This is a genomic window from Micromonospora sp. NPDC047134, from assembly GCF_040643455.1.
GTDB lineage: Bacteria > Actinomycetota > Actinomycetes > Mycobacteriales > Micromonosporaceae > Micromonospora.
Window position 1 is genome coordinate 35,667 of record NZ_JBEYUI010000008.1, and the last position, 17,739, is coordinate 53,405.

Annotated in this window: 15 protein-coding genes and 1 riboswitch; of the genes, 7 read left to right on the forward strand and 8 right to left on the reverse strand. The window is 71.6% G+C overall.

Annotated elements, in window-relative coordinates; all coding sequences use genetic code 11:
- Positions 1 to 8: 8 nt before the first annotated feature.
- Genes ABZ795_RS12540 through ABZ795_RS12565 form a run of 6 tightly spaced genes read right to left on the reverse strand, consistent with a single transcriptional unit; the run spans position 9 to position 5,898 of the window.
- Entirely contained in the window at positions 9 to 503 is a 495-nt protein-coding gene (locus tag ABZ795_RS12540) for a hypothetical protein (RefSeq protein ID WP_327023851.1), read from the reverse strand.
- A gap of 40 nt (positions 504 to 543) precedes the next feature.
- Positions 544 to 1,308 (reverse strand): ATP/GTP-binding protein, encoded by a 765-nt coding sequence (locus tag ABZ795_RS12545; RefSeq protein WP_327023852.1) that lies wholly within the window; start codon positions 1,306 to 1,308, stop codon positions 544 to 546.
- Complete coding sequence (locus tag ABZ795_RS12550) at positions 1,286 to 1,756, reverse strand: DUF742 domain-containing protein (protein WP_357530384.1); 471 nt, start codon at positions 1,754 to 1,756, stop codon at positions 1,286 to 1,288. The genes ABZ795_RS12545 and ABZ795_RS12550 overlap by 23 nt, the downstream gene beginning before the upstream one ends.
- The gene (locus ABZ795_RS12555; RefSeq protein WP_327023854.1) at positions 1,753 to 2,223 is read right to left on the reverse strand and encodes a roadblock/LC7 domain-containing protein; all 471 of its coding nucleotides are present in this window, start codon (positions 2,221 to 2,223) and stop codon (positions 1,753 to 1,755) included. Before ABZ795_RS12555 ends, ABZ795_RS12550 begins: the two co-directional genes overlap by 4 nt.
- Complete coding sequence (locus ABZ795_RS12560; RefSeq protein ID WP_357530385.1) at positions 2,220 to 4,739, reverse strand: ATP-binding protein; 2,520 nt, start codon at positions 4,737 to 4,739, stop codon at positions 2,220 to 2,222. The genes ABZ795_RS12555 and ABZ795_RS12560 overlap by 4 nt, the downstream gene beginning before the upstream one ends.
- Entirely contained in the window at positions 4,726 to 5,898 is a 1,173-nt protein-coding gene (locus ABZ795_RS12565; RefSeq protein ID WP_357530386.1) for a hypothetical protein, read from the reverse strand. The genes ABZ795_RS12560 and ABZ795_RS12565 overlap by 14 nt, the downstream gene beginning before the upstream one ends.
- Positions 5,899 to 6,268: 370 nt before the next feature.
- Between ABZ795_RS12565 and ABZ795_RS12570 the strand changes: the two genes are divergently transcribed.
- The gene (locus ABZ795_RS12570) at positions 6,269 to 9,133 is read left to right on the forward strand and encodes an alpha/beta fold hydrolase (RefSeq protein ID WP_357530387.1); all 2,865 of its coding nucleotides are present in this window, start codon (positions 6,269 to 6,271) and stop codon (positions 9,131 to 9,133) included.
- The gene (locus tag ABZ795_RS12575; RefSeq protein ID WP_357530388.1) at positions 9,133 to 10,056 is read left to right on the forward strand and encodes an ABC transporter permease subunit; all 924 of its coding nucleotides are present in this window, start codon (positions 9,133 to 9,135) and stop codon (positions 10,054 to 10,056) included. The genes ABZ795_RS12570 and ABZ795_RS12575 overlap by 1 nt, the downstream gene beginning before the upstream one ends.
- Positions 10,057 to 10,088: 32 nt before the next feature.
- On the opposite strand, the gene ABZ795_RS12580 is transcribed toward ABZ795_RS12575, so the two are convergent.
- Positions 10,089 to 10,844 carry a DUF4232 domain-containing protein gene (locus tag ABZ795_RS12580; protein WP_357530389.1) on the reverse strand — a complete coding sequence of 252 codons (756 nt, stop codon included), beginning with the start codon at positions 10,842 to 10,844 and terminating at the stop codon, positions 10,089 to 10,091.
- Positions 10,845 to 11,108: 264 nt separating this feature from the next.
- Between ABZ795_RS12580 and ABZ795_RS12585 the strand changes: the two genes are divergently transcribed.
- The 5 genes from ABZ795_RS12585 to paaN all read left to right on the forward strand — a co-directional run bounded on the left by ABZ795_RS12585 (position 11,109) and on the right by paaN (position 16,820).
- Positions 11,109 to 11,558, forward strand: coding sequence for a DoxX family protein (locus ABZ795_RS12585; protein ID WP_357530390.1), 450 nt, complete (start codon positions 11,109 to 11,111; stop codon positions 11,556 to 11,558).
- Positions 11,559 to 11,738: 180 nt separating this feature from the next.
- Positions 11,739 to 11,874, forward strand: a riboswitch (SAM riboswitch).
- Positions 11,875 to 11,883: 9 nt separating this feature from the next.
- On the forward strand, positions 11,884 to 13,170 hold the full coding sequence (thrC, locus tag ABZ795_RS12590; protein WP_357530391.1) for a threonine synthase: 1,287 nt from the start codon (positions 11,884 to 11,886) through the stop codon (positions 13,168 to 13,170).
- A 304-nt stretch (positions 13,171 to 13,474) separates the two neighbouring features.
- Positions 13,475 to 14,488 (forward strand): GNAT family N-acetyltransferase, encoded by a 1,014-nt coding sequence (locus ABZ795_RS12595; RefSeq protein ID WP_357530392.1) that lies wholly within the window; start codon positions 13,475 to 13,477, stop codon positions 14,486 to 14,488.
- Positions 14,489 to 14,535: 47 nt separating this feature from the next.
- Positions 14,536 to 15,093 carry a hypothetical protein gene (locus tag ABZ795_RS12600; protein WP_357530393.1) on the forward strand — a complete coding sequence of 186 codons (558 nt, stop codon included), beginning with the start codon at positions 14,536 to 14,538 and terminating at the stop codon, positions 15,091 to 15,093.
- 53 nt (positions 15,094 to 15,146) lie between these two features.
- On the forward strand, positions 15,147 to 16,820 hold the full coding sequence (paaN, locus tag ABZ795_RS12605; RefSeq protein ID WP_357530394.1) for a phenylacetic acid degradation protein PaaN: 1,674 nt from the start codon (positions 15,147 to 15,149) through the stop codon (positions 16,818 to 16,820).
- A 188-nt stretch (positions 16,821 to 17,008) separates the two neighbouring features.
- On the opposite strand, the gene ABZ795_RS12610 is transcribed toward paaN, so the two are convergent.
- Complete coding sequence (locus ABZ795_RS12610) at positions 17,009 to 17,539, reverse strand: GNAT family N-acetyltransferase (RefSeq protein ID WP_327023865.1); 531 nt, start codon at positions 17,537 to 17,539, stop codon at positions 17,009 to 17,011.
- Positions 17,540 to 17,739 lie beyond the last annotated feature (200 nt).

Genomic DNA, 17,739 nt, shown 5'->3' on the forward strand with positions numbered 1-17,739 from the left:
GCGTCCGGTCAGCCTGGCGGCTCCTCCCCGGCCAGCAGGGCGGGGTTGCGGCGGATCAGCTCGGCCAGCCGGGCCGCCGGAGCGCCGGGCAGGGTCTCCTGGCTGGCCGGCCAGTCGGCGACGGTGTGCTCCGACAGCGGCCAGGCCGGGGGTGCCACCACCGGCTGCCCGGTCACGGTCACCTCCGCACCGGTCCAGGCCACCCGCAGGTCGTACGCCTGCCCGTCCTGGTCGATCCGGGCGGTGACCGCCGCGCCCGGATGGACCGCGACGGCGGCCCGCAGCGCCTCGACGACATCGTCGAGCACACCGCGTGGCGGGGACCCGGCCGGTGCCCGGGGGGTGGTCCAGCCGGGCCCGGCGTTGCGGCCGCCGGAGGAGCCCTCCGGATCCCCCGCCCCGGCTGCCTCGTCGGCTCTGTCGGTGGCCCCGGTGGACCGGCGGCGCAGGGCCTCCTCGCGCCGCCGCATCCGAGCCAGGGTCTCGTCCAGCCCGCCTCGCATTCGCCTCACCCCTTCCCACCAGGGGCTTGAGCCGTTCGGCTCAGGCCCGCTTGTCCCGGGTGGCCCGCACCAGCGCCCGATCCAGGACGACCAGCAGGGCGTCCCGTACCGAGAGTCGGTCACGGGCGTCGAACTGCACCAGAGGTACATGGTCCCCGATCGCCAGGGCCCATCGGATCGCACCGAGATCGTGGGCCAGCCGCCCGTCGAAGGCGTTCACCCCGACCACGAAGGGCAACCGGGCCCGCTCGAAGAAGTCGATCGCCGGGTAACTGTCGTCCAGCCGGGCGCTGTCGACCACCACCAGCGCCCCGAGTGCCCCCCGCGCCAGGTCGTCCCACATGAAGCCGAAGCGGGCCTGACCGGGCGTACCGAACAGGTAGAGCTTGAGGCTGCGGTCGATGGTGACGCAGCCGAAGTCCATCGCCACCGTGGTGGTGGTCTTGTCGAAGCGTTGTCCCGGATCGTCCACCCCCAGCCCGGCGATGGTCATCTCCGCCTCGGTGGTCAGCGGTTGGATCTCCGAGATGGAGGCCACCGTGGTCGTCTTGCCCACCCCGAAACCGCCCGCGATCAGAATCTTGACCGGGATCGGTGGCGCGGGGCGCGGGGCCGGGCCCATCCCGGCCGGCGCGGGGGCCGAGGGAGGGTACGGCGCCCCGGCCGGCCGGGGCGGGGGCGCAGTGGCCCGACCCACCACCGGCGGGGGCACCGGAGGGGGGCCGCCGTAGCGTGCCGTGGCGCTGTTGGCGGTGAGCGCGCCCTGTGGGGCGACCGGCCAGTCAGGAGATTGCACGGAGTCCATCAATCACTCGCAGGATGATGTCGGGGTCGAGAGCCTCGTCGGTGACGTGCACATCGAGATGACCGGCCGCCCGCAGGTCACCCACCAGCACCCGGGTCACACCGAAGTGCAGCCGGGTCTTGGCGGAGATCTCGGCGACCGAGATCGGCTCGTCACAGAGTGCCACGATCGCCTGGAGTTCCGGGGTCAGCCGGGCGGCTGTCAGGTGCCGCGCCTCGGCGGTCGACCGGGCCGTCACCTGGGTCTCCAGGCCGATCGTCGGGTCGGCTCCGGCCACCCGACCGGAGGTGAGCACGAACGGGCGCAGGCCGGGCGGTGTCCCAGGTTCCGTCCCGACCGCCGCCGGTGTCTCCGTCGGGTCGGGGGCACCGACCGGACGGGACTCGCGCAGATAGGGCCGGATCCGGGGGACCGGCCCCGGATCCGCACCGGCGGCGTCGGGGTTCACTGCTGTACGGAATTCTTGAGTTCGGCGATCAGACGCGGTGTCAGCGCACTACCGGCCCGACCGGCGAAGAGGGTCATCTCGTAGGCCACCGTGCCGAGATTGGCCGACCGGTCGGCCACCACCCCCAGCACCGAGCCGCTGCTGATCGCACTGATCAGCAGATACCCCTCGGCCATGTCCACCACCACCCGGTTCAGCCCGCCGAGGGCGTACCAGCTGGCGGCGCCACCGGCCAGGCTGGTCATGCCGGAGACCACCGCGGCCAGCCGTTCCGCGTTGGACCGGTCCTTGATCGCGGACATGGCCATCAGCAGCCCGTCCGACGAGACGGCGATCGCCTCCACCACGCCCGCCGTGCTGGAGGTGAAGGTGTCCAGCAGCCAGTTGAAGGTGCGGGCCTCGGGGCTGAGGTCCCCGACCGGGTGGCCTGAGTGGTCGAGGTTCTCGTGTACGTGCGGGCTGGTCAATGTGGCGTTCCTTCGTCGTCGCTGTGGTCGGGGCGGACATCGCGCAGAGCCCGGGCGACCCCGGTCTCGAACGCGTTGAGGAGATCGCGTACCTCGGCCGGGTCGCCGGGGTGGTCGGTGATCGGCGGCCGGGCCGGGGTGGTGACCAGGTTCGCACCGGGGACCCGCCGGGTCAGATGGGTCGGCGCGCCCGACGGTGCGGGGGCGATCGGCTCGGGGAGGACCTTCCCCCGCTGCTGTTCGGCCCGGCGTACCCCGGATTCGAACTGTTCGACCAGGCTGCGGGCGGCGATCGGGTCGGCGCCGGTGGCGTCCACCGGGCCGACCCCGGGTGCGATCCTGGGCAGGCTGGCCCCGGGCACCCGTTGCCGGATTCCCGGCGGCGGGGTGGTCGCTCCGGCCGGTGCCGTCGGCGCCGGGACCGGTCCGCCGGTCGGGCCGACGGTCACCTCGCGGCCACCGGTGGCGAAGGCGTTCCATGACTCGGCCAACTCGAGGCTCTCGGTCGCCCGGCTCAGCAGCCGCTGATCGAACCCGCCCGGCCCGCCGGCACCGACGGGTGCCAGCGCCTCCCCGGGTCGGGCCGGGCCCACCGGCATCGGCTGGGGGCGGCCCGGCAGGGCCGGCCGGACGGTGATCGGGGTGGCCCGGGGCGGCTCGATCGTGCCGAGGACCAGGTCCGCCCGGGGGATCGACAGGGTGGCGGTGACCCCGCCGCTGAGGGTGGTGGACAGGGCGACCGCCCAGCCGTGCCGCCGGGCCAACCGGCCCACCACGAACAACCCGAGCACCTCGGTCGGGACCAGGTCCAGCCGCTCGCGTCGGGTCAGCCGGGCGTTCTCCTCGGCCAGTCGTGCCGCCGTCATGCCGATCCCGTGGTCCACCACGGTCAGCCGGGCACCCTCGTCGGTCAGGTCGCCGCTGACCACCACCCGGGTGTGCGGCGGGGAGAAGACGGTCGCGTTCTCCATCAGCTCGGCCAGGGCCAGCACCAGGTCACCGACGACCGCCGGGGCCGCGGCCACATCGATGGGGGCCTGCACGTCGACCCGGGTGTAGTCCTCGATCTCACCGAGGGCCAGGCGGACCACGTCGGCCAGCGGAACCGGTGCGGCGTGCACCACGTCCCCGGCCGCCCCGGAGAGCACCACCAGGTTGCCGGCGTTGCGCCGCAGTCGGCTGGAGATGTGGTCGAGGCGGTACAGGTTCTCCAACCGTCCCGGGTCGGTCTCCTGCTGCTCCAACCGGTCGATCAGGGCGATCTGCCGACCGACGAGATTCTGGGTACGCCGACCGACGTGCCCGAACATCTGGGCCACGTTGCGCCGACCCGCCACCTGCCGCTCCACCAACTGCGCGGCGGTGCTCTGGACCCGTTCGAAGGCCCGGGCCAGGTCACCGATCTCGTCCTGGCCCCGGATCTCCACCCGGTCCAGGCGGATCGACTGAGGCTGGTCGGACTCGTCGTCGGCCACCCGCAGCAGCTCGGACTCGGCGACCCGGGCTACCCGGTCGGCGGACCGGGTGAGTCGGGTCAGCGGCCGAGCCACCGACCGGCCGATGACCAGGGCCAGCAGCACGACCACCAGCATGATCAGCAGTACCAGGGCGGTCACCCAGTACGCGGCGATCAGCGCGGACTGCCGCTCGGCGCGTACCGCCGCGGTGACGTCGGTGACCAGCTTCTTCTCCACGAACTGACCCAGGGTGATCAGGGAGGAGGTGGTCGGGTAGAGGGCCTCCAGGGGAATCCGGGACGCCGCGGTGACCGGGTCCAGGGCGCTCTGGTCGAGGAAGTCCTCCCCGGCGCGGGAGTCCACCGCGGCCTGCTCGATGTCCAGCAACCCCAACTGGTCGGGGCTGAGCAGGCCGATCATCTGGTTGCTGTCCGCCCGGAGGGTGGCCATGTTGGCCACGAAGGCGGTGGCCAGCTCCGGACGGGGGTCGGCGGCGATCAGCACGATGAGGGCGGACCCGGCGCTGATGCCCTCGCTCTTGCGCAGGATGCGGTCCAGGGCCAGCACCTGCCGACCGACCGGGGTCCGGGTGTCCACGTCGTACGGCAGTCGCAGCGAGTCGATCAGGGCCAGGTGCACCGGGGCGTAGGTGCCGATGATCTGGTCGGCGGTGGCGCGGTTGGCGAGGGTGGCCGTGCGTACCGGAGTCAGTTGCCGGACCCCCTCCAGCGCCGCGGTCACCCCGGGGGACAGCTCCTCGCCCAGTTCCGCCCGGAGGTCGAAGACCAGGTCGTCCACCTCCGCGATCTGCTGGACCAGGTCCCTGCGGTCGATCTGTCGCAGCAGCAGACCGACCGCGAGCATCCGTTCCCGTTGCAGGTGTTGCAGGATGGTGCCGACCCGGTTGGCGACCTGCACGGTGCTGGCGATGTCACCGGCCCGCCGGGCCACCCCGGCCCGTTCCGTGACCACCGGCAGGGTCAGCCCGAGCATGCAGAGCACCGGGATCAGCACCAACAGGGCCAGCTTGCCCCGGATCCGAAGCCTATCGAGCAGCATCGAAGGGCCTCCAGCGATCCGGATCGGGGCTGTTGCCCACGGCCACCGGGGACCGTTGCGCCGGCATCTGCTCCCACCGGGTGGTGGTCGGCACGGTCGGGTCGACACCCGTCGGGGCGCCACCGGCCGGGTCCAGGGCTACCGGGTCGTCCTTCCGGCGGGCTGACCAACCGGTCACCGCCAGGGCGACCAGGAGCAGTACGGCCACCCCACCCGCGCCGAGGACCAGCAGGTCGTCCCGGTTGAGTTCATCGATCCGCTCGACCAGCAGCCGGTCGACCTCGTCCAGCAGAACCGGCTGTAGCTGCTTGGCGGCCTCGTGCGCCTCCAGGCGGGCCCCGGTGAGCCGTACCAGGTCGATCGCACCGGTCCGGTCCGGTTGGGAGGTCAGCGCCATCGCCTCGACGCCCCGCTGGTAGGCGTCGAAGGGGGTGAGCACGTGCCCGCCGAGGTCGGCGCTCTCCGAACTGTCCATCACCGCCCGAAGGTTGTTGACCAGGTCGTTGGCGGGCCCGAGGGCGGCCACCCGGTAGGCGGCCAGTTCACTGAGGGAGCGCAGCCGTTCGCTGTCGGGCCGCCGTTGGACGAGGGCGGCCAGGTCGGTGAGTCGACCGGCGGCGACCAGGGCCTCCGGCATCTCCTCTCCGACACCGTCCTGGAGGAAGTACGAGTCGGCACCGGGGTCCTGGACCAGGCCGGATGTCTCCCGCACCTTGGTGTGCAGGGCCAGCAGCAGGTCGGTGACCTCCCGGTAGGCGCTGAAGGCGGCCTCCGGGTCGCTGAGCGGTCGCTCCGGAAGGGCCTCCAGTTTGGCCCGCAGACCGGCCCACCGTTCTCCGGTGCGCAACTCGCCGCCGATCTCGGCATCCACGGCCGCCACCTGCTCCACCGCCTGGTCCAGGGCCAGCCTGGTGGTCGGCCGGCGGGCCACCGCGGCGCTCTGCGCGTCGACCAGCGCCACGGTGAGTGGCCCCAGGGTCCGCAGGTAGGTCACCCCCAGCCGTTCCCGCTCGGCGACCTCCCGGTCGGCGTCGATGAGCCGGTGGGCCTGCCCGGTGAGCAGCGCCACCGGCAGCAGCAACGCGACCGTGAGCAGCAGTGGCAACAGCCGACCCCGGGTCCGGGGTCGGCGACGGACCCGCGGAGCGGGAACGGTCATGGTGATCTCCTCGGGCGGGGACGCAGGTTCGGCCAGCGGCGTCGACGAGCCGGTCCCGTGCGCCGGACCGGAAACTAATCGAACAACGTTGGTGTAGTACCGGCCTCTCGGGTCGGCTTTGCGTCACTTCGGGTGAGGTGACTCAGGCTCACTGAATCGATCACCGTGGGTACTGCTTTGCTGGTGGATAAGACGTACTTCGATCGGGATTCCGGTGGTAGGTAGGAATTTCCACAATGGGAAGTCGTCCCAAAGGTTGGCCCGATGGACAGTGTGCGGTCGACCCCTCTCGGGTGACGTTCGGCTGAACAGAACGGACGTACGGCGGAACTCAGCTAATACACAGGTTCCGCGCCGTACCGTGTGGCGAATGAAATCGCCGATCTCGGCCGCGCGGTTGCGCAGTGCCCTGCCCAGCGGCCGGCGGGCCGTCGCGGCGTCGATCGCCGTGGTCCTGCTGGCCGCCGTCGTGGTCTGGGCCGCCTGGCCGGATCGCCCGGGATTCCGCACCGAGTCCGCGATGCTCACGGTCGCCTCCGGACCGAGCGGCGACGAGCCGGTGGACCTGGACACCACCCTGTACCTGCCGAAGGACGCCGGCGCGGACCGGAAGGTGCCGGCGGTGCTGCTGGCCCACGGCTTCGGCGGCACCAAGAACTCCGTGCGCACGGACGCCGAGGAGTTGGCCGACCGGGGGTACGCGGTGCTGACCTGGACCGCCCGGGGCTTCGGCCGCAGCGGGGGCCAGATCCATCTGGACAACCCCGACTACGAGGTACGCGACGCCCAACGCCTGCTGGACTGGCTGGCCGCCCGGCCGGAGATCCGTACCGACGGCGCCGACGACCCCCGGGTGGGGGTGGTCGGCGGCTCCTACGGCGGCGGCCTGGCGCTGCTGCTGGCCGCCCAGGACCAGCGGGTGGACGCCATCGTCCCGATGATCACCTGGAACGACCTGTCCCGGTCCTTCCTGCCGGAGAGCACCGGCGGGGAACCGACCCAGGGGGTGTTCAAGTCCGGCTGGGCCGGCATCTTCTTCGGCGGCGGCGGGAACGTGGGCTCCGGCCCGGCGGGGATCTCCGGCAACACCGCGGAGGCCCCCGAGGGGGCACCCTCGCCCGGCCCGCCCAGCCCGGCACCCGGGCAGGGCCCCGGCACCGCACCGGGGGCCCCGACCACCGGCACCATCCCGGACCCGGCCTGTGGCCGCTTCGCCCCGGAGGTGTGCGCCGCGTACCTGAGCATCGCGGTCACCGGTCAGGCCGACCAGGCTGCGGTCGACCTGCTGCGCCGGTCCAGCCCGGCCGGGGTGCTGGACCGGATCAAGGCCCCCACCCTGCTGGTGCAGGGGGCGGCGGACACCCTCTTCCCGCTCGGTGAGGCGGACGCCAACGCCCGGGGCATCGCGGCCAACGGCACCCCGGTCCGGGTCGCCTGGTTCACCGGAGGCCACGACGGCGGGGCCGGCCCGCGTACCGACTCCGACCGGGTGAAGTTCCTGACCGCCCAGTGGCTGGACCACTACGTCGCGGGGACGGCGGCCACCCCGGGCGACAGCTTCACCTTCTCCCGGATCGCCGGCTTCGACGCGATGGACCGGGGACTGGTGGCCACCGGCTACCGCACCGCCGACTACCCCGGCCTGAACGGGGAGTCCCGGCAGGAGGTGGCCCTGGCCGGGCCGCCCCAGGCGGTCGCCAACCCGCCGGCCGGCAACCCGGCGGCGATCTCCTCGGTGCCCTTCGCCGGGTCGTTGAGTTCGCTGCTCAGCGGGGTGGCCGCCGACATACCCGGGCAGCACGCCCGGTTCGACTCTGAGCCGCTGACCGAGGCCGTCGACGTGGTCGGGTCACCCACCGTGCAGATCCGCGCGGCGTCCCCCACCGGCGAGGCCGTGCTCTTCGCCAAGCTCTACGACGTCAACCCGGAGAGGGCGGCCACCCTGCCCAGCGGGCTGATCGCCCCGATCCGGTTGACCGGTCTGCCGACCCAGGTAGCCGAGGCCGCACCGGTGACGGTCACCCTGCCGGCGATCGTGCACCGGGTGGAGGCCGGGCACCGCCTCCGGTTGGTCCTGGCCACCTCGGACCAGGCGTACACCACCCCGGTCGAGCCGACCGTCTACCAGGTGGTCGCCACCGGCCCGGTGAGCCTGCCCACGGTCGACGCCGAACCGATCCCGACCGAGGCGGTGCTCTGGCGCTGGATCCTGGTCGGGCTGCTCGCCGCGATCGTGCTGGGGCTCGTCGTGCTCGTGCTGCTGCTGCGCCTGCGGCACCGCCGCCAGGACACCTCCGTGCACCCGGAGTACGCGGACACCCCGCTGGTCGTGCGCCATCTGCGCAAGGAGTACGCCGACGGCTTCGTCGCCGTCTCCGAGGTGGACTTCGAGGTGCACCCCGGTCAGGTGGTCGGCCTGCTGGGGCCCAACGGTGCCGGCAAGACCACCACCCTGCGGGTGCTGATGGGGCTGACCCAGCCGACCGCCGGGGAGATCTACGTCTTCGGGCACCGGCTGGTCCCCGGCTCCCCGGTGCTGTCGCGCATCGGGGCCCTGGTGGAGGGGCCGGGCTTCCTGCCCCACCTGTCCGGCTTGGAGAACCTCAAGGCGTACTGGCGGGCGACCGGGCGACCGGAGGCGGACGCCCACTTCGACCAGGCGCTGGAGATCGCCGGGCTTGGCTCCTCGGTGCACCGCAAGGTACGCAAGTACAGCCACGGTATGCGCCAGCGGTTGGCCATCGCCCAGGCCATGCTGGGCCTGCCGGAGTTGCTGGTGCTGGACGAGCCCACCGACGGGCTGGACCCGCCCCAGATCGCCGAGATGCGCCGGGTGCTGCAGCGCTACGCCACGGACGGGCGGGCGGTGCTGGTCTCCAGTCACCTGCTGGCCGAGGTGGAGCAGACCTGCACCCACGCCGTGGTGGTCAACAAGGGCCGGATCGTGGCCTCCGGGCCGGTCGAGGAGATCGTCGGTGACTCGCCCAGCGTGCTGTTCGAGGTGAGTGATCCGGCGGCGGCCCGGGAGGTGCTGGCCGATCTCGGCGGGGTACGGGTGCTCGACGACGCCGACGGGCAGTTGGTGGTCGACACGTTCGGCACCGCCCGCAGCGAGGTGGTGGCCGAGTTGGTCCGGGCCGGGATCGGAGTGGACCGGGTGGTGCCTCGGCGCCGCCTGGAGGACGCCTTCCTAGCTCTGGTGGGGGAGAACTCTCGGGGAAGCGGGGACCGGTGATGGCGGGATCGACTGTCGAACCCACGCACGGCGGGGGCGAGCCCGCTCCGGCCGCCGGCCGGCCGGTGGCCCCCTCGGGGGCCGGGGCCGGTTACCGGCCCTCGCGGACCCTGCCGTTCGCGGCGGAGTTCCGGCGGCAGGCGTCGCGGCGGCGTACCCAGTTGGCCCTGGGCTTCATGGTGCTGCTGCCGCTGATCATCCTGATCGCCTTCCAGTTCGACACCGGGGACGACGACAACGGTCGGGGCGAGTTCGGCAGCCTGGTCTCCTTCGCCACCTCCGGCGGACTGAACTTCACCCTGTTCACCATCTTCGTGTCCGCCTCCTTCCTGTTGGTCGTGGTGGTGGCGCTGTTCTGCGGTGACACGGTGGCCAGCGAGGCGAGCTGGGGCAGTCTGCGCTACCTGCTGGCGATTCCGGTGCCCCGGGCCCGGCTGCTGACCATCAAGCTGCTGGTCGCCCTGACCTACTCGGGGTTGGCGTTGGTGCTGCTGGCCGGCACAGCTCTGCTGATCGGCACCCTCCGGTACGGGTGGTCCCCGCTGCGCAGCACGGTAGCCGCCCAGTTGGAGCCGGGCGAGGGGCTGCTGCGGCTGCTAGCCGTCCTGGGCTACCTGGCGGTGGTCCTGCTGGTCGTCGCCGGCCTGGCGTTCCTGCTGTCGGTGATCACGGACGCGGCCCTGGGCGCGGTGGGCGGCGCGGTGCTGCTGTGGATCCTGTCCAGCATCCTGGACCAGATCACCGCCCTAGGGGCGATCCGCTCCTTCCTGCCCACCCACTACAGCACCGCCTGGCTGGGGCTGCTCTCCACCCCGGTGCAGACCGACGACATCGTCCGGGGTGCGGTCTCCGCTATCTGCTACGCCACCGCCTTCTGGGGGCTGGCCTTCTGGCGCTTCACCCGCAAGGACGTCGTCTCGTAGCGACGCCGCCGGCTCCGGCGCCCGATAGCGGGTCAGGGCAGCGGCACCGCGGTCGGGGTGATCGGCAGAGGACTCGCCGTCGTGGTGGGGACCCCGGACTGGGATGTGGTCAGGGGGCGCTTCTTCCAGGCGCTCACGCCGACGCGGTTGGTGTTGCCCAGGTCGATCGGCCCCTCGATGGCGACCTCCCGCGTCGGCTGCCCCTCCGCCGGGGCTACCTCCAGCCGCTCCGCGTTGGTGGCGACCACGGTCGGGTCGTCGACCAGGTTGCGCCAGAGCACCGTCGCGCCCGCGGCTTCTCCGGGTGCCAGCGTCAGTGGCCGGGGCGGGAAGTCGAAGCCGGAAGTGATCTCTCTGGCCCCGGGGATCACCCGGACCCTGATCAGGTTTCCGTCGTTGTCCAGTAGCCGCAGTTCCGGGTAGCCGTGCAGGCGGTACGGGCGGCTGCCGCAGTTGACCAGTTCCAGGGCCATCGCCCGCAGGCCCATCGCCGCACTCACCTCGAGGTAGCTGATCCGGACGCCGTCGGCGGGACAGGGGCCCGGCGAGCCGGCTCCGGCGCTCGGCTCGGTACGCGTCGGCGGGGCGTCGGAGGTGGTGACCGGGGCCGATGGTGGGGCGTCGGTCGTGGCTTGCGCCTCGATGCCACCGGAGCCGGGGGCCGGGGCGCACCCCGCGAGCAGGACGAGCGTGGCGAGCGCTCCAGCCGTACGACGCCAGGGCAGCGCCCGCCGTCCGCCCGGGTGTCGGATGGTCGTCCCTGGAGATGTCCCCCGTATCCCGCACATCGGGACATCGTTGCACCGAGAGATGGCGGCCGTGGTCCCGACCTCCCGTCGTAGCCATCGCGAAGTACACCGCGCCCGGTAAGGGGATTCCCGTCGAGGCGCTCTTCCGTCGATGGCGAAGACGCTGAGTGATGAGGCAGCGGCCGGAAGTTTCGGTCGCTAGGATGGCATGGGAGCGTTCCCACAGTCAGAGATTGCATCGACAACTATTTATGGGTTCCGCATTCTGGATGCCATCAACCGATCTACAACGGAGGTATCGGAATGCGTATCGACCGGTTCGGCGGGCCGGCACTGTCCCTGTTCCGCATGGTTGTCGGCCTGCTGTTTCTCTGCCACGGCCTGGCCTCGTTATTCGGCATTTTCGGCGGCAGTCGGGGCACCGGTGAACCTGTGCCGCTGGGCCAGTGGCCCGGCTGGTGGGCCGCCCTGATCCAGGCGCTCTGCGGTGCCCTGGTGCTGGTCGGCCTCTTCACTCGCCCGGCCGCGCTGCTGGCGTCGGGCTCGATGGCGTACGCGTACTTCGTCGTCCACCAGCCCGATGCGCTGCTGCCGCTGCGCAACCACGGCGAGTTGTCAGTGCTGTTCTGCTGGTCGTTCCTGCTGGTCGCGGTGCTCGGCCCGGGCACCTGGGCCCTGGACAACCTGCTGCCCCAACGCGGCACCCGGGCGGTCGGCCTGGACGCCAAGGAACGCAGCTCGGTGCCGGCCTGACCCACCGCGCGACAGTCGCGATCATGCTCAAACCTGGATCGGGCGGCATCCGGCGGCGCTGATGTCGCCCGATCCAGGAACGGGTGTGACCTGCGGATCAGTCCGCGATGTCGCTCACAAGCTGGGATTGGCGAGCGACGGAGGCGCTGCTCCTGCCTAGAATCGGCAGCACAACTGCATACCTCATCCAGAGGGGCTGAGGGATACGGCCCGACGACGCCCCGGCAACCACCCCCCGCGCTCACCGTTGAGCGTCCGGCGGGGCAGGTGCCAATTCCGTCCCCGCCGCAGGGTGCGATGCGGGGAAAGATGAGAGGACTTCGACATGACGTCGACGCTCGCCCCCTCCGGCCTAAGCGCCGCCACCAGCCCGGCCCGGGCCCTGGTCTGCCGCGCCTGTTCGGCCCGGTACCCCCTGGCCGCCCAGCACGCCTGTTACGAGTGTTTCGGCCCGTTGGAGGTCGACTACGACTCGGCGGCCCTCGCCACCGTCACCCGCGAGCAGATCGAGGCCGGTCCGCGCAACATCTGGCGGTACGCCGCCCTGCTCCCCGCCGGCCAGGACCCCGCCACCCGGGTGACCCTGGACCCCGGGTTCACCCCCCTGGTGGCCGCCGAGCGGCTCGCCGCCGAGCTGGGGATCACCGCCCCGCTGTGGGTCAAGGACGACAGCGCGAACCCCACCCACTCCTTCAAGGACCGGGTGGTGTCGGTGGCCCTGACCGCCGCCCGGGCCCTCGGCTTCTCCCGCTTCGCCTGCGCCTCCACCGGAAACCTGGCCAACTCCGTCGCCGCGCACGCGGCCCGGGTCGGGGCCCCCTCGGTGGTCTTCATCCCCAGCGACCTGGAGCAGGGCAAGGTGGTGACCACGGCCGTCTACGGCGGCGACCTGGTCGCCATCGACGGGTCGTACGACGATGTCAACCGCCTCTGCGGTGAGCTGGTGGAGACCGACGAGTTCGAGGACACCGCCTTCGTCAACGTCAATGTCCGGCCGTACTACGCGGAGGGCTCGAAGACCCTCGGCTACGAGGTTGCCGAACAACTCGGCTGGCGGATTCCCGCCCAGGTGGTCATCCCGATGGCCTCCGGTGAACTGCTCACCAAGATTGACAAGGCCTTCACCGAACTGGTCGAGATCGGGCTGGTCGAGGCGCCCGCCGACGGCTGGAAGGTGTTCGGCGCCCAGTCGGCCGGGTGCAACCCGATCGCCACCGCCCTGCACGCCGACAGCGATGTCATCACCCCGGTCAAGCCGACCGGCATCGCCAAGTCCCTGAACATCGGCGACCCGGCCGCCGGCCTGTACGCCCTGGAGGCGGTCCGCCGTACCGGTGGCTGGATGGAGTACGCCGACGACGAGGAGATCCGGGCCGGGGTGCGGCTGTTGGCGCGTACCACCGGGGTCTTCGCGGAGACGGCCGGCGGGGTGACGGTCGCCGTGCTGCGCAAGCTCGTCGAGTCCGGCCGGCTGGACCCGACCGCCGAGACGGTGGTGTTCAACACCGGGGAAGGGCTGAAGACCCTCGACGCGGTGGCCGGTGAGGTGGGCCCGACCCATCGAATCAAGCCCTCCCTGCGGGCCGCCCGCGACGCCGGGCTGCTCGGCTGAGCGGATCCCCGCAATGATCAGGGGATATGGCGCTGCCGTCCGGAAATGATCAAGCGGTATCGCCGAAGATCGAATTAGAATCGCGTTTCTTCGAAAATGCGGGAAACACCCTGCCGAGGACTTGACGGCGGGAACCCGGCGGCGGAAGATGCTCCGTGCGGGAGGGCGTTTCGCCGTAGACTTTTAGTCTGTACGACCCAACGCCGGAGGCGTTGTGCGATCGACCCTCCCGACCAAGCTTCCGAACGGGCCAGCGAGAAAAATTCGCTGGCCCGTTTCTCTTGCTTTAACGCAGGCTGCCGACATGACCCTCGCCATCGCGCCCTTCGGTGCCGACGACACCCCGGCCACCGAGCAGGCGTACGCGATCGACGCCGCCGCCGCGGTCGACCTGCCGGACCTGCCCTGCTGCCGGCAACGGTTCTTCGCCATGATCCGACACCCGATGCCGGGCAACCGGTCGGTGCGCCTGCTGGCCCACCTAGACGGTGCCCCCGCCGGCTATCTGCTGCTGGACCTGCCGCAGTTGGACAACACCGAGAACGCCTCCGCCAACCTGGTCGTGCACCCGGCGTACCGCCGTCGGGGGGTGGGTCGCGCGCTGCTGGACCGGGGCCTCGACCTGCTCCGCGAGCGGGGCCGGGTGCGGGTGAGCGCGATGAGCCGGGCGCACCCGCCCGGCCAGCCGGAGCAGCCCTCGCCCGCTGCGGCCTTCGCGGCCACCGTCGGGGCGACGGACGCCCTGGTCGACATCCGGCGGCGACTGGAGGTGCGCCGACTCGACCAGGGCCGGCTCGACTCGCTGCTGGTCGAGGCCCGGACCCGGGCGGCCGGGTACGAACTGGTGTTCTGGCAGGGGGATACGCCCCAGGAGTACCTGGCCGAGGTGGCGTACCTGGATGGTCGGCTGTTGTCCGACGCCCCGATGGGCGACCTGGCCTGGGAACCGGAGCAGGTCGACGCCGAGCGGGTGCGCGCCACCGACCGGGCGATAGCGGCCCGGGGTCGACGGCGCTACCACGCCGGTGTCCGCCACCGCGCGACCGGGCGGCTGATCGCCTGGACCCTGCTGGAGGTGACCGCCTCCGCACCCTGGCACGCCTTCCAGCAGATCACCATCGTGGATCCCGATCATCGCGGGCACCGGCTGGGACTGCTAGCCAAGATCGAGAACTTGCGGCACCTGCTGGCCCACGAGCCGGACCTTGGGGTCATCGACACCTTCAACGCGGACAGCAACGAGCACATGATCGCGATCAACGAGCAGCTCGGCTTCCGGGTGTGCGACAGGTGGAGCAACTGGCAGCTGTCGGTGTGAGGAAAACCGGTGGCGGGGGCCGGGCGGTGACGGGCAGGCTCGCGGCCATGGACATCGCCGTAGCCCCGTTCGACCCCCCCGACGAGGCGGCGCTGGACGACGCGTACCGGATCCGCGCGGCGGCCCAGGCGGTCGACACCCCGGATGTCCCGGCCGGTGACCGGGCCGAGTTCGGCCTGGTGGCGGCCCACCCGCCGTACGGCAACCTGATCCATCGCGCGCTGGCCCGGCGGGGCGGGGCGGCCGTCGGATATCAGGCCCGCCAGATCGAGCGGTTCCAGGCGCTGCGCGGTCGGCGGCGCTACCACCTGGGGGCGGTGCACGAGCAGACCGGGCGGCTGGTCGCCTGGACGATGGTCCAGACCGGCCCGTTCAGGAACTGGCACGGCTCGCAGGAGATCACCATCGTCGACCCGGCGCACCGTGGGCGCCGCCTGGGTCTGCTGGTGAAGATCGAGAACCTGCGTCAGGTGCTGGCCCGGGAGCCGGAGCTACGGGTGATCGACACCTGGAACGCGGCGGTCAACGACCACATGGTCAGCATCAACGAACAGCTCGGCTACCGGGTGGCCGAGAGCGCTGCGGACTGGCAGTTGACCCTCTGAGTTTGTGACAGCCCTCTACTGATCGCGGGGCTTCCTGTTGCATGATGGCGGGCATGACGGACACCCCGCACCCCCACTACGACAGGCACGCCGAAACCCTCAACCGCGCGCTGACCGCGATCACCGAGCGGGGGTACTGGTCCGCCTACCCGGAATCCCCCAGCCCCCGGGTGTACGGCGAGACTGCGGCGGCCGACGGCAAGGCCGCCTTCGAGGCGTACCTGGGCGGGAACTTCCCGCTGGACCAGCCCACCGACGGGCAGTGGATCGCCACCGAGACCAGCCCCTACGGGGTCGAGCTGAACGTGGCCTACCCGCACGCCACCGCCGACCAGTTGGTCGCCGCCGCCTCGGCCGCGCTGCCCGCCTGGCGCGACGCCGGACCGCAGACCCGGGTCGGGGTCTGCCTGGAGATCCTCGCCCGGCTGCACCAGCACGTCTTCGAGCTGGCCAACTCGGTGCAGTTCACCAGCGGCCAGGCCTTCGTGATGGCCTTCCAGGCCGGTGGCGCCCACGCCCTGGACCGGGCCCTGGAGGCGGTCGCCTACTCCTACGCCGAGATGACCCGGCACCCGGGTACCGCCGGCTGGGAGAAGGCCGCCGGCAAGGGCGACCCCCTGCGGATGACCAAGACCTTCCACGTGGTGCCCCGGGGCGTCGCCCTGGTCATCGGCTGCAACACCTTCCCGACCTGGAACTCCTACCCGGGTCTGTTCGCCTCCCTGGCCACCGGCAACCCGGTGATCGTCAAGCCGCACCCGCGGGCCGTGCTGCCGCTGGCCATTACCGTCCGGTACGCCCGCGAGGTGCTCGCCGAGGCCGGCTTCGACCCGAACCTGGTGCTGCTGGCGCCCGAGGCCGCCGACGAGAAGCTGGCCACCACCCTGGCCCTGCACCCGGCCGTGAAGATCGTCGACTTCACCGGCTCCACCGAGTACGGCGACTGGCTGGAAGCCAACGCCCGGCAGGCCGCCGTCTACACCGAGAAGGCCGGCCTGAACACGGTCGTCATCGACTCCACGGACGACTTCGTCGGCCTGTGCCGCAACCTCGGCTTCACCCTCGTCCTCTACAGCGGCCAGATGTGCACCACCTCGCAGAACATCCTCATCCCCCGGGACGGGATCGAGACCGACCAGGGGCACAAGAGCTTCGACGAGGTGGCCGCCGGCATCGCCGCCGCTGTCGGAAAGTTGACCGCCGACCCCGCCCGGGGTGTCGAGCTGACCGGTGCGATCGTCAACGACGGCGTACTGGAGCGGCTGGAGGAGGTCACCAAGGTCGGCGAGGCGGTGCTGGAGTCGCGCACCGTCGAGCACCCCGCCTACCCGGGCGCGGTAGTGCGTACGCCGACGATCGTCAAGCTGGACGCCGGTGACACCGCGACCTACTCGCGGGAGTGGTTCGGGCCGATCTCCTTCGCCATCGCCACCGACTCCACCGCCCACAGCCTGGAGATCCTGCGCTCGACCGTGGGGGAGAAGGGTGCCCTGACGGCGGCGGTGTACTCCACCGACGAGGCCGTGCTGGCCGCAGCCGAGAACGCCGCGATCGAGGTCGGGGTGCACCTGTCGGCCAACCTCACCGGCGGGGTCTTCGTCAACCAGTCGGCGGCCTTCTCCGACTTCCACGGCAGCGGAGCGAACGCGGCGGCGAATGCGGCGTTGACCGATGGGGCTTACGTGGCGAATCGGTTCCGGATTGTGCAGAGTCGTCGGCATGTTTGAGTAGTTGCGGCCTAGTGGTTGCGGTGGGGGGTTCCGGGGCAGCCCGACCCGCTCCGGGCGGTCAGGCTTGATCCCTGCGCGGGTCGGGCTGCCCCGGAACCCCTGCCTGGTCGGGCTGCGTCCGGCGGTGTCGGGTTTTTGCGGAACCGCTCTCGGATTGTGGGGCGGTTGGTGGTGTCGGGTTCTTTTCAGGCGGGGCGGCGCATTTGGAGTTCTCTTAGGGTGGGGATGGTGGGGTGCGGGACGCGTACGCCGGTGTCCACGAAGCCCAGTCGCTGGTAGGCCCGATAGGCGCGGTCGTTGCCGACCACCACTTCGAGCATCAGTTCGTCGCGTCGTTCGGCGCGTGACCAGGTAGCCACGGCCGCGACCAGATCCGCCAGCAGACCGGTGCCGCGCCAGGCCGGGGTGACGTAGATGGCGTAGAGCAGGGTGACCCGGGGCTCTGCGGGGTGGGCTATGCCGCCGGCCTGCCCGACCAGACGATCGCCCGGATCGGCGATGAACTGGGCGTTGGTGGGGCCCGTGGAGGTCTGCCGGATCCGGGCCGCGTACTCGGCGTGCGGGCGGGCGGCTGCCTCGGCGAGGGTCTCCAGGAAGGCCAGCGGCGAGTCGGCGAGCATCTCCAGACGCAGCGCACGCATCCGGCCGGCATCGGTGGGTCGGACCCGCCGCACCTCGGTCCGCAGGCGGGCCACCCCGCCCGAAGCGCTGATCATGTCCGCATACCTATCACAATGACAGGCGACGATGTGGCTACTTGGATTATGCCCGATTTGCGGTCGTGCGCCGTCGTCACGCTTCGTGTACCGTGCGATTTCGGTCACCCTATTCCGTGGTCGTCGATGACCGCCGAGTGGGTGAGTTTCCGGGTGATCCGGCGTGCCGCCGGCCCCGGGTAGTGGAACGCCGCGCAGAG

Excerpts from the sequence above, each read along its gene's own strand:
- paaN (WP_357530394.1), top strand. The coding sequence starts at position 15,147 with ATGACGGACACCCCGCACCCCCACTACGACAGGCACGCCGAAACCCTC.
- ABZ795_RS12595 (WP_357530392.1), top strand. The coding sequence starts at position 13,475 with ATGACCCTCGCCATCGCGCCCTTCGGTGCCGACGACACCCCGGCCACC.
- ABZ795_RS12565 (WP_357530386.1), bottom strand. The coding sequence starts at position 5,898 with ATGACCGTTCCCGCTCCGCGGGTCCGTCGCCGACCCCGGACCCGGGGT.
- ABZ795_RS12540 (WP_327023851.1), bottom strand. The coding sequence starts at position 503 with ATGCGAGGCGGGCTGGACGAGACCCTGGCTCGGATGCGGCGGCGCGAG.
- ABZ795_RS12600 (WP_357530393.1), top strand. The coding sequence starts at position 14,536 with ATGGACATCGCCGTAGCCCCGTTCGACCCCCCCGACGAGGCGGCGCTG.
- ABZ795_RS12585 (WP_357530390.1), top strand. The coding sequence starts at position 11,109 with ATGCGTATCGACCGGTTCGGCGGGCCGGCACTGTCCCTGTTCCGCATG.
- ABZ795_RS12545 (WP_327023852.1), bottom strand. The coding sequence starts at position 1,308 with ATGGACTCCGTGCAATCTCCTGACTGGCCGGTCGCCCCACAGGGCGCG.
- thrC (WP_357530391.1), top strand. The coding sequence starts at position 11,884 with ATGACGTCGACGCTCGCCCCCTCCGGCCTAAGCGCCGCCACCAGCCCG.
- ABZ795_RS12610 (WP_327023865.1), bottom strand. The coding sequence starts at position 17,539 with ATGATCAGCGCTTCGGGCGGGGTGGCCCGCCTGCGGACCGAGGTGCGG.
- ABZ795_RS12560 (WP_357530385.1), bottom strand. The coding sequence starts at position 4,739 with ATGCTGCTCGATAGGCTTCGGATCCGGGGCAAGCTGGCCCTGTTGGTG.
- ABZ795_RS12580 (WP_357530389.1), bottom strand. The coding sequence starts at position 10,844 with ATGTGCGGGATACGGGGGACATCTCCAGGGACGACCATCCGACACCCG.
- ABZ795_RS12570 (WP_357530387.1), top strand. The coding sequence starts at position 6,269 with ATGAAATCGCCGATCTCGGCCGCGCGGTTGCGCAGTGCCCTGCCCAGC.
- ABZ795_RS12575 (WP_357530388.1), top strand. The coding sequence starts at position 9,133 with ATGGCGGGATCGACTGTCGAACCCACGCACGGCGGGGGCGAGCCCGCT.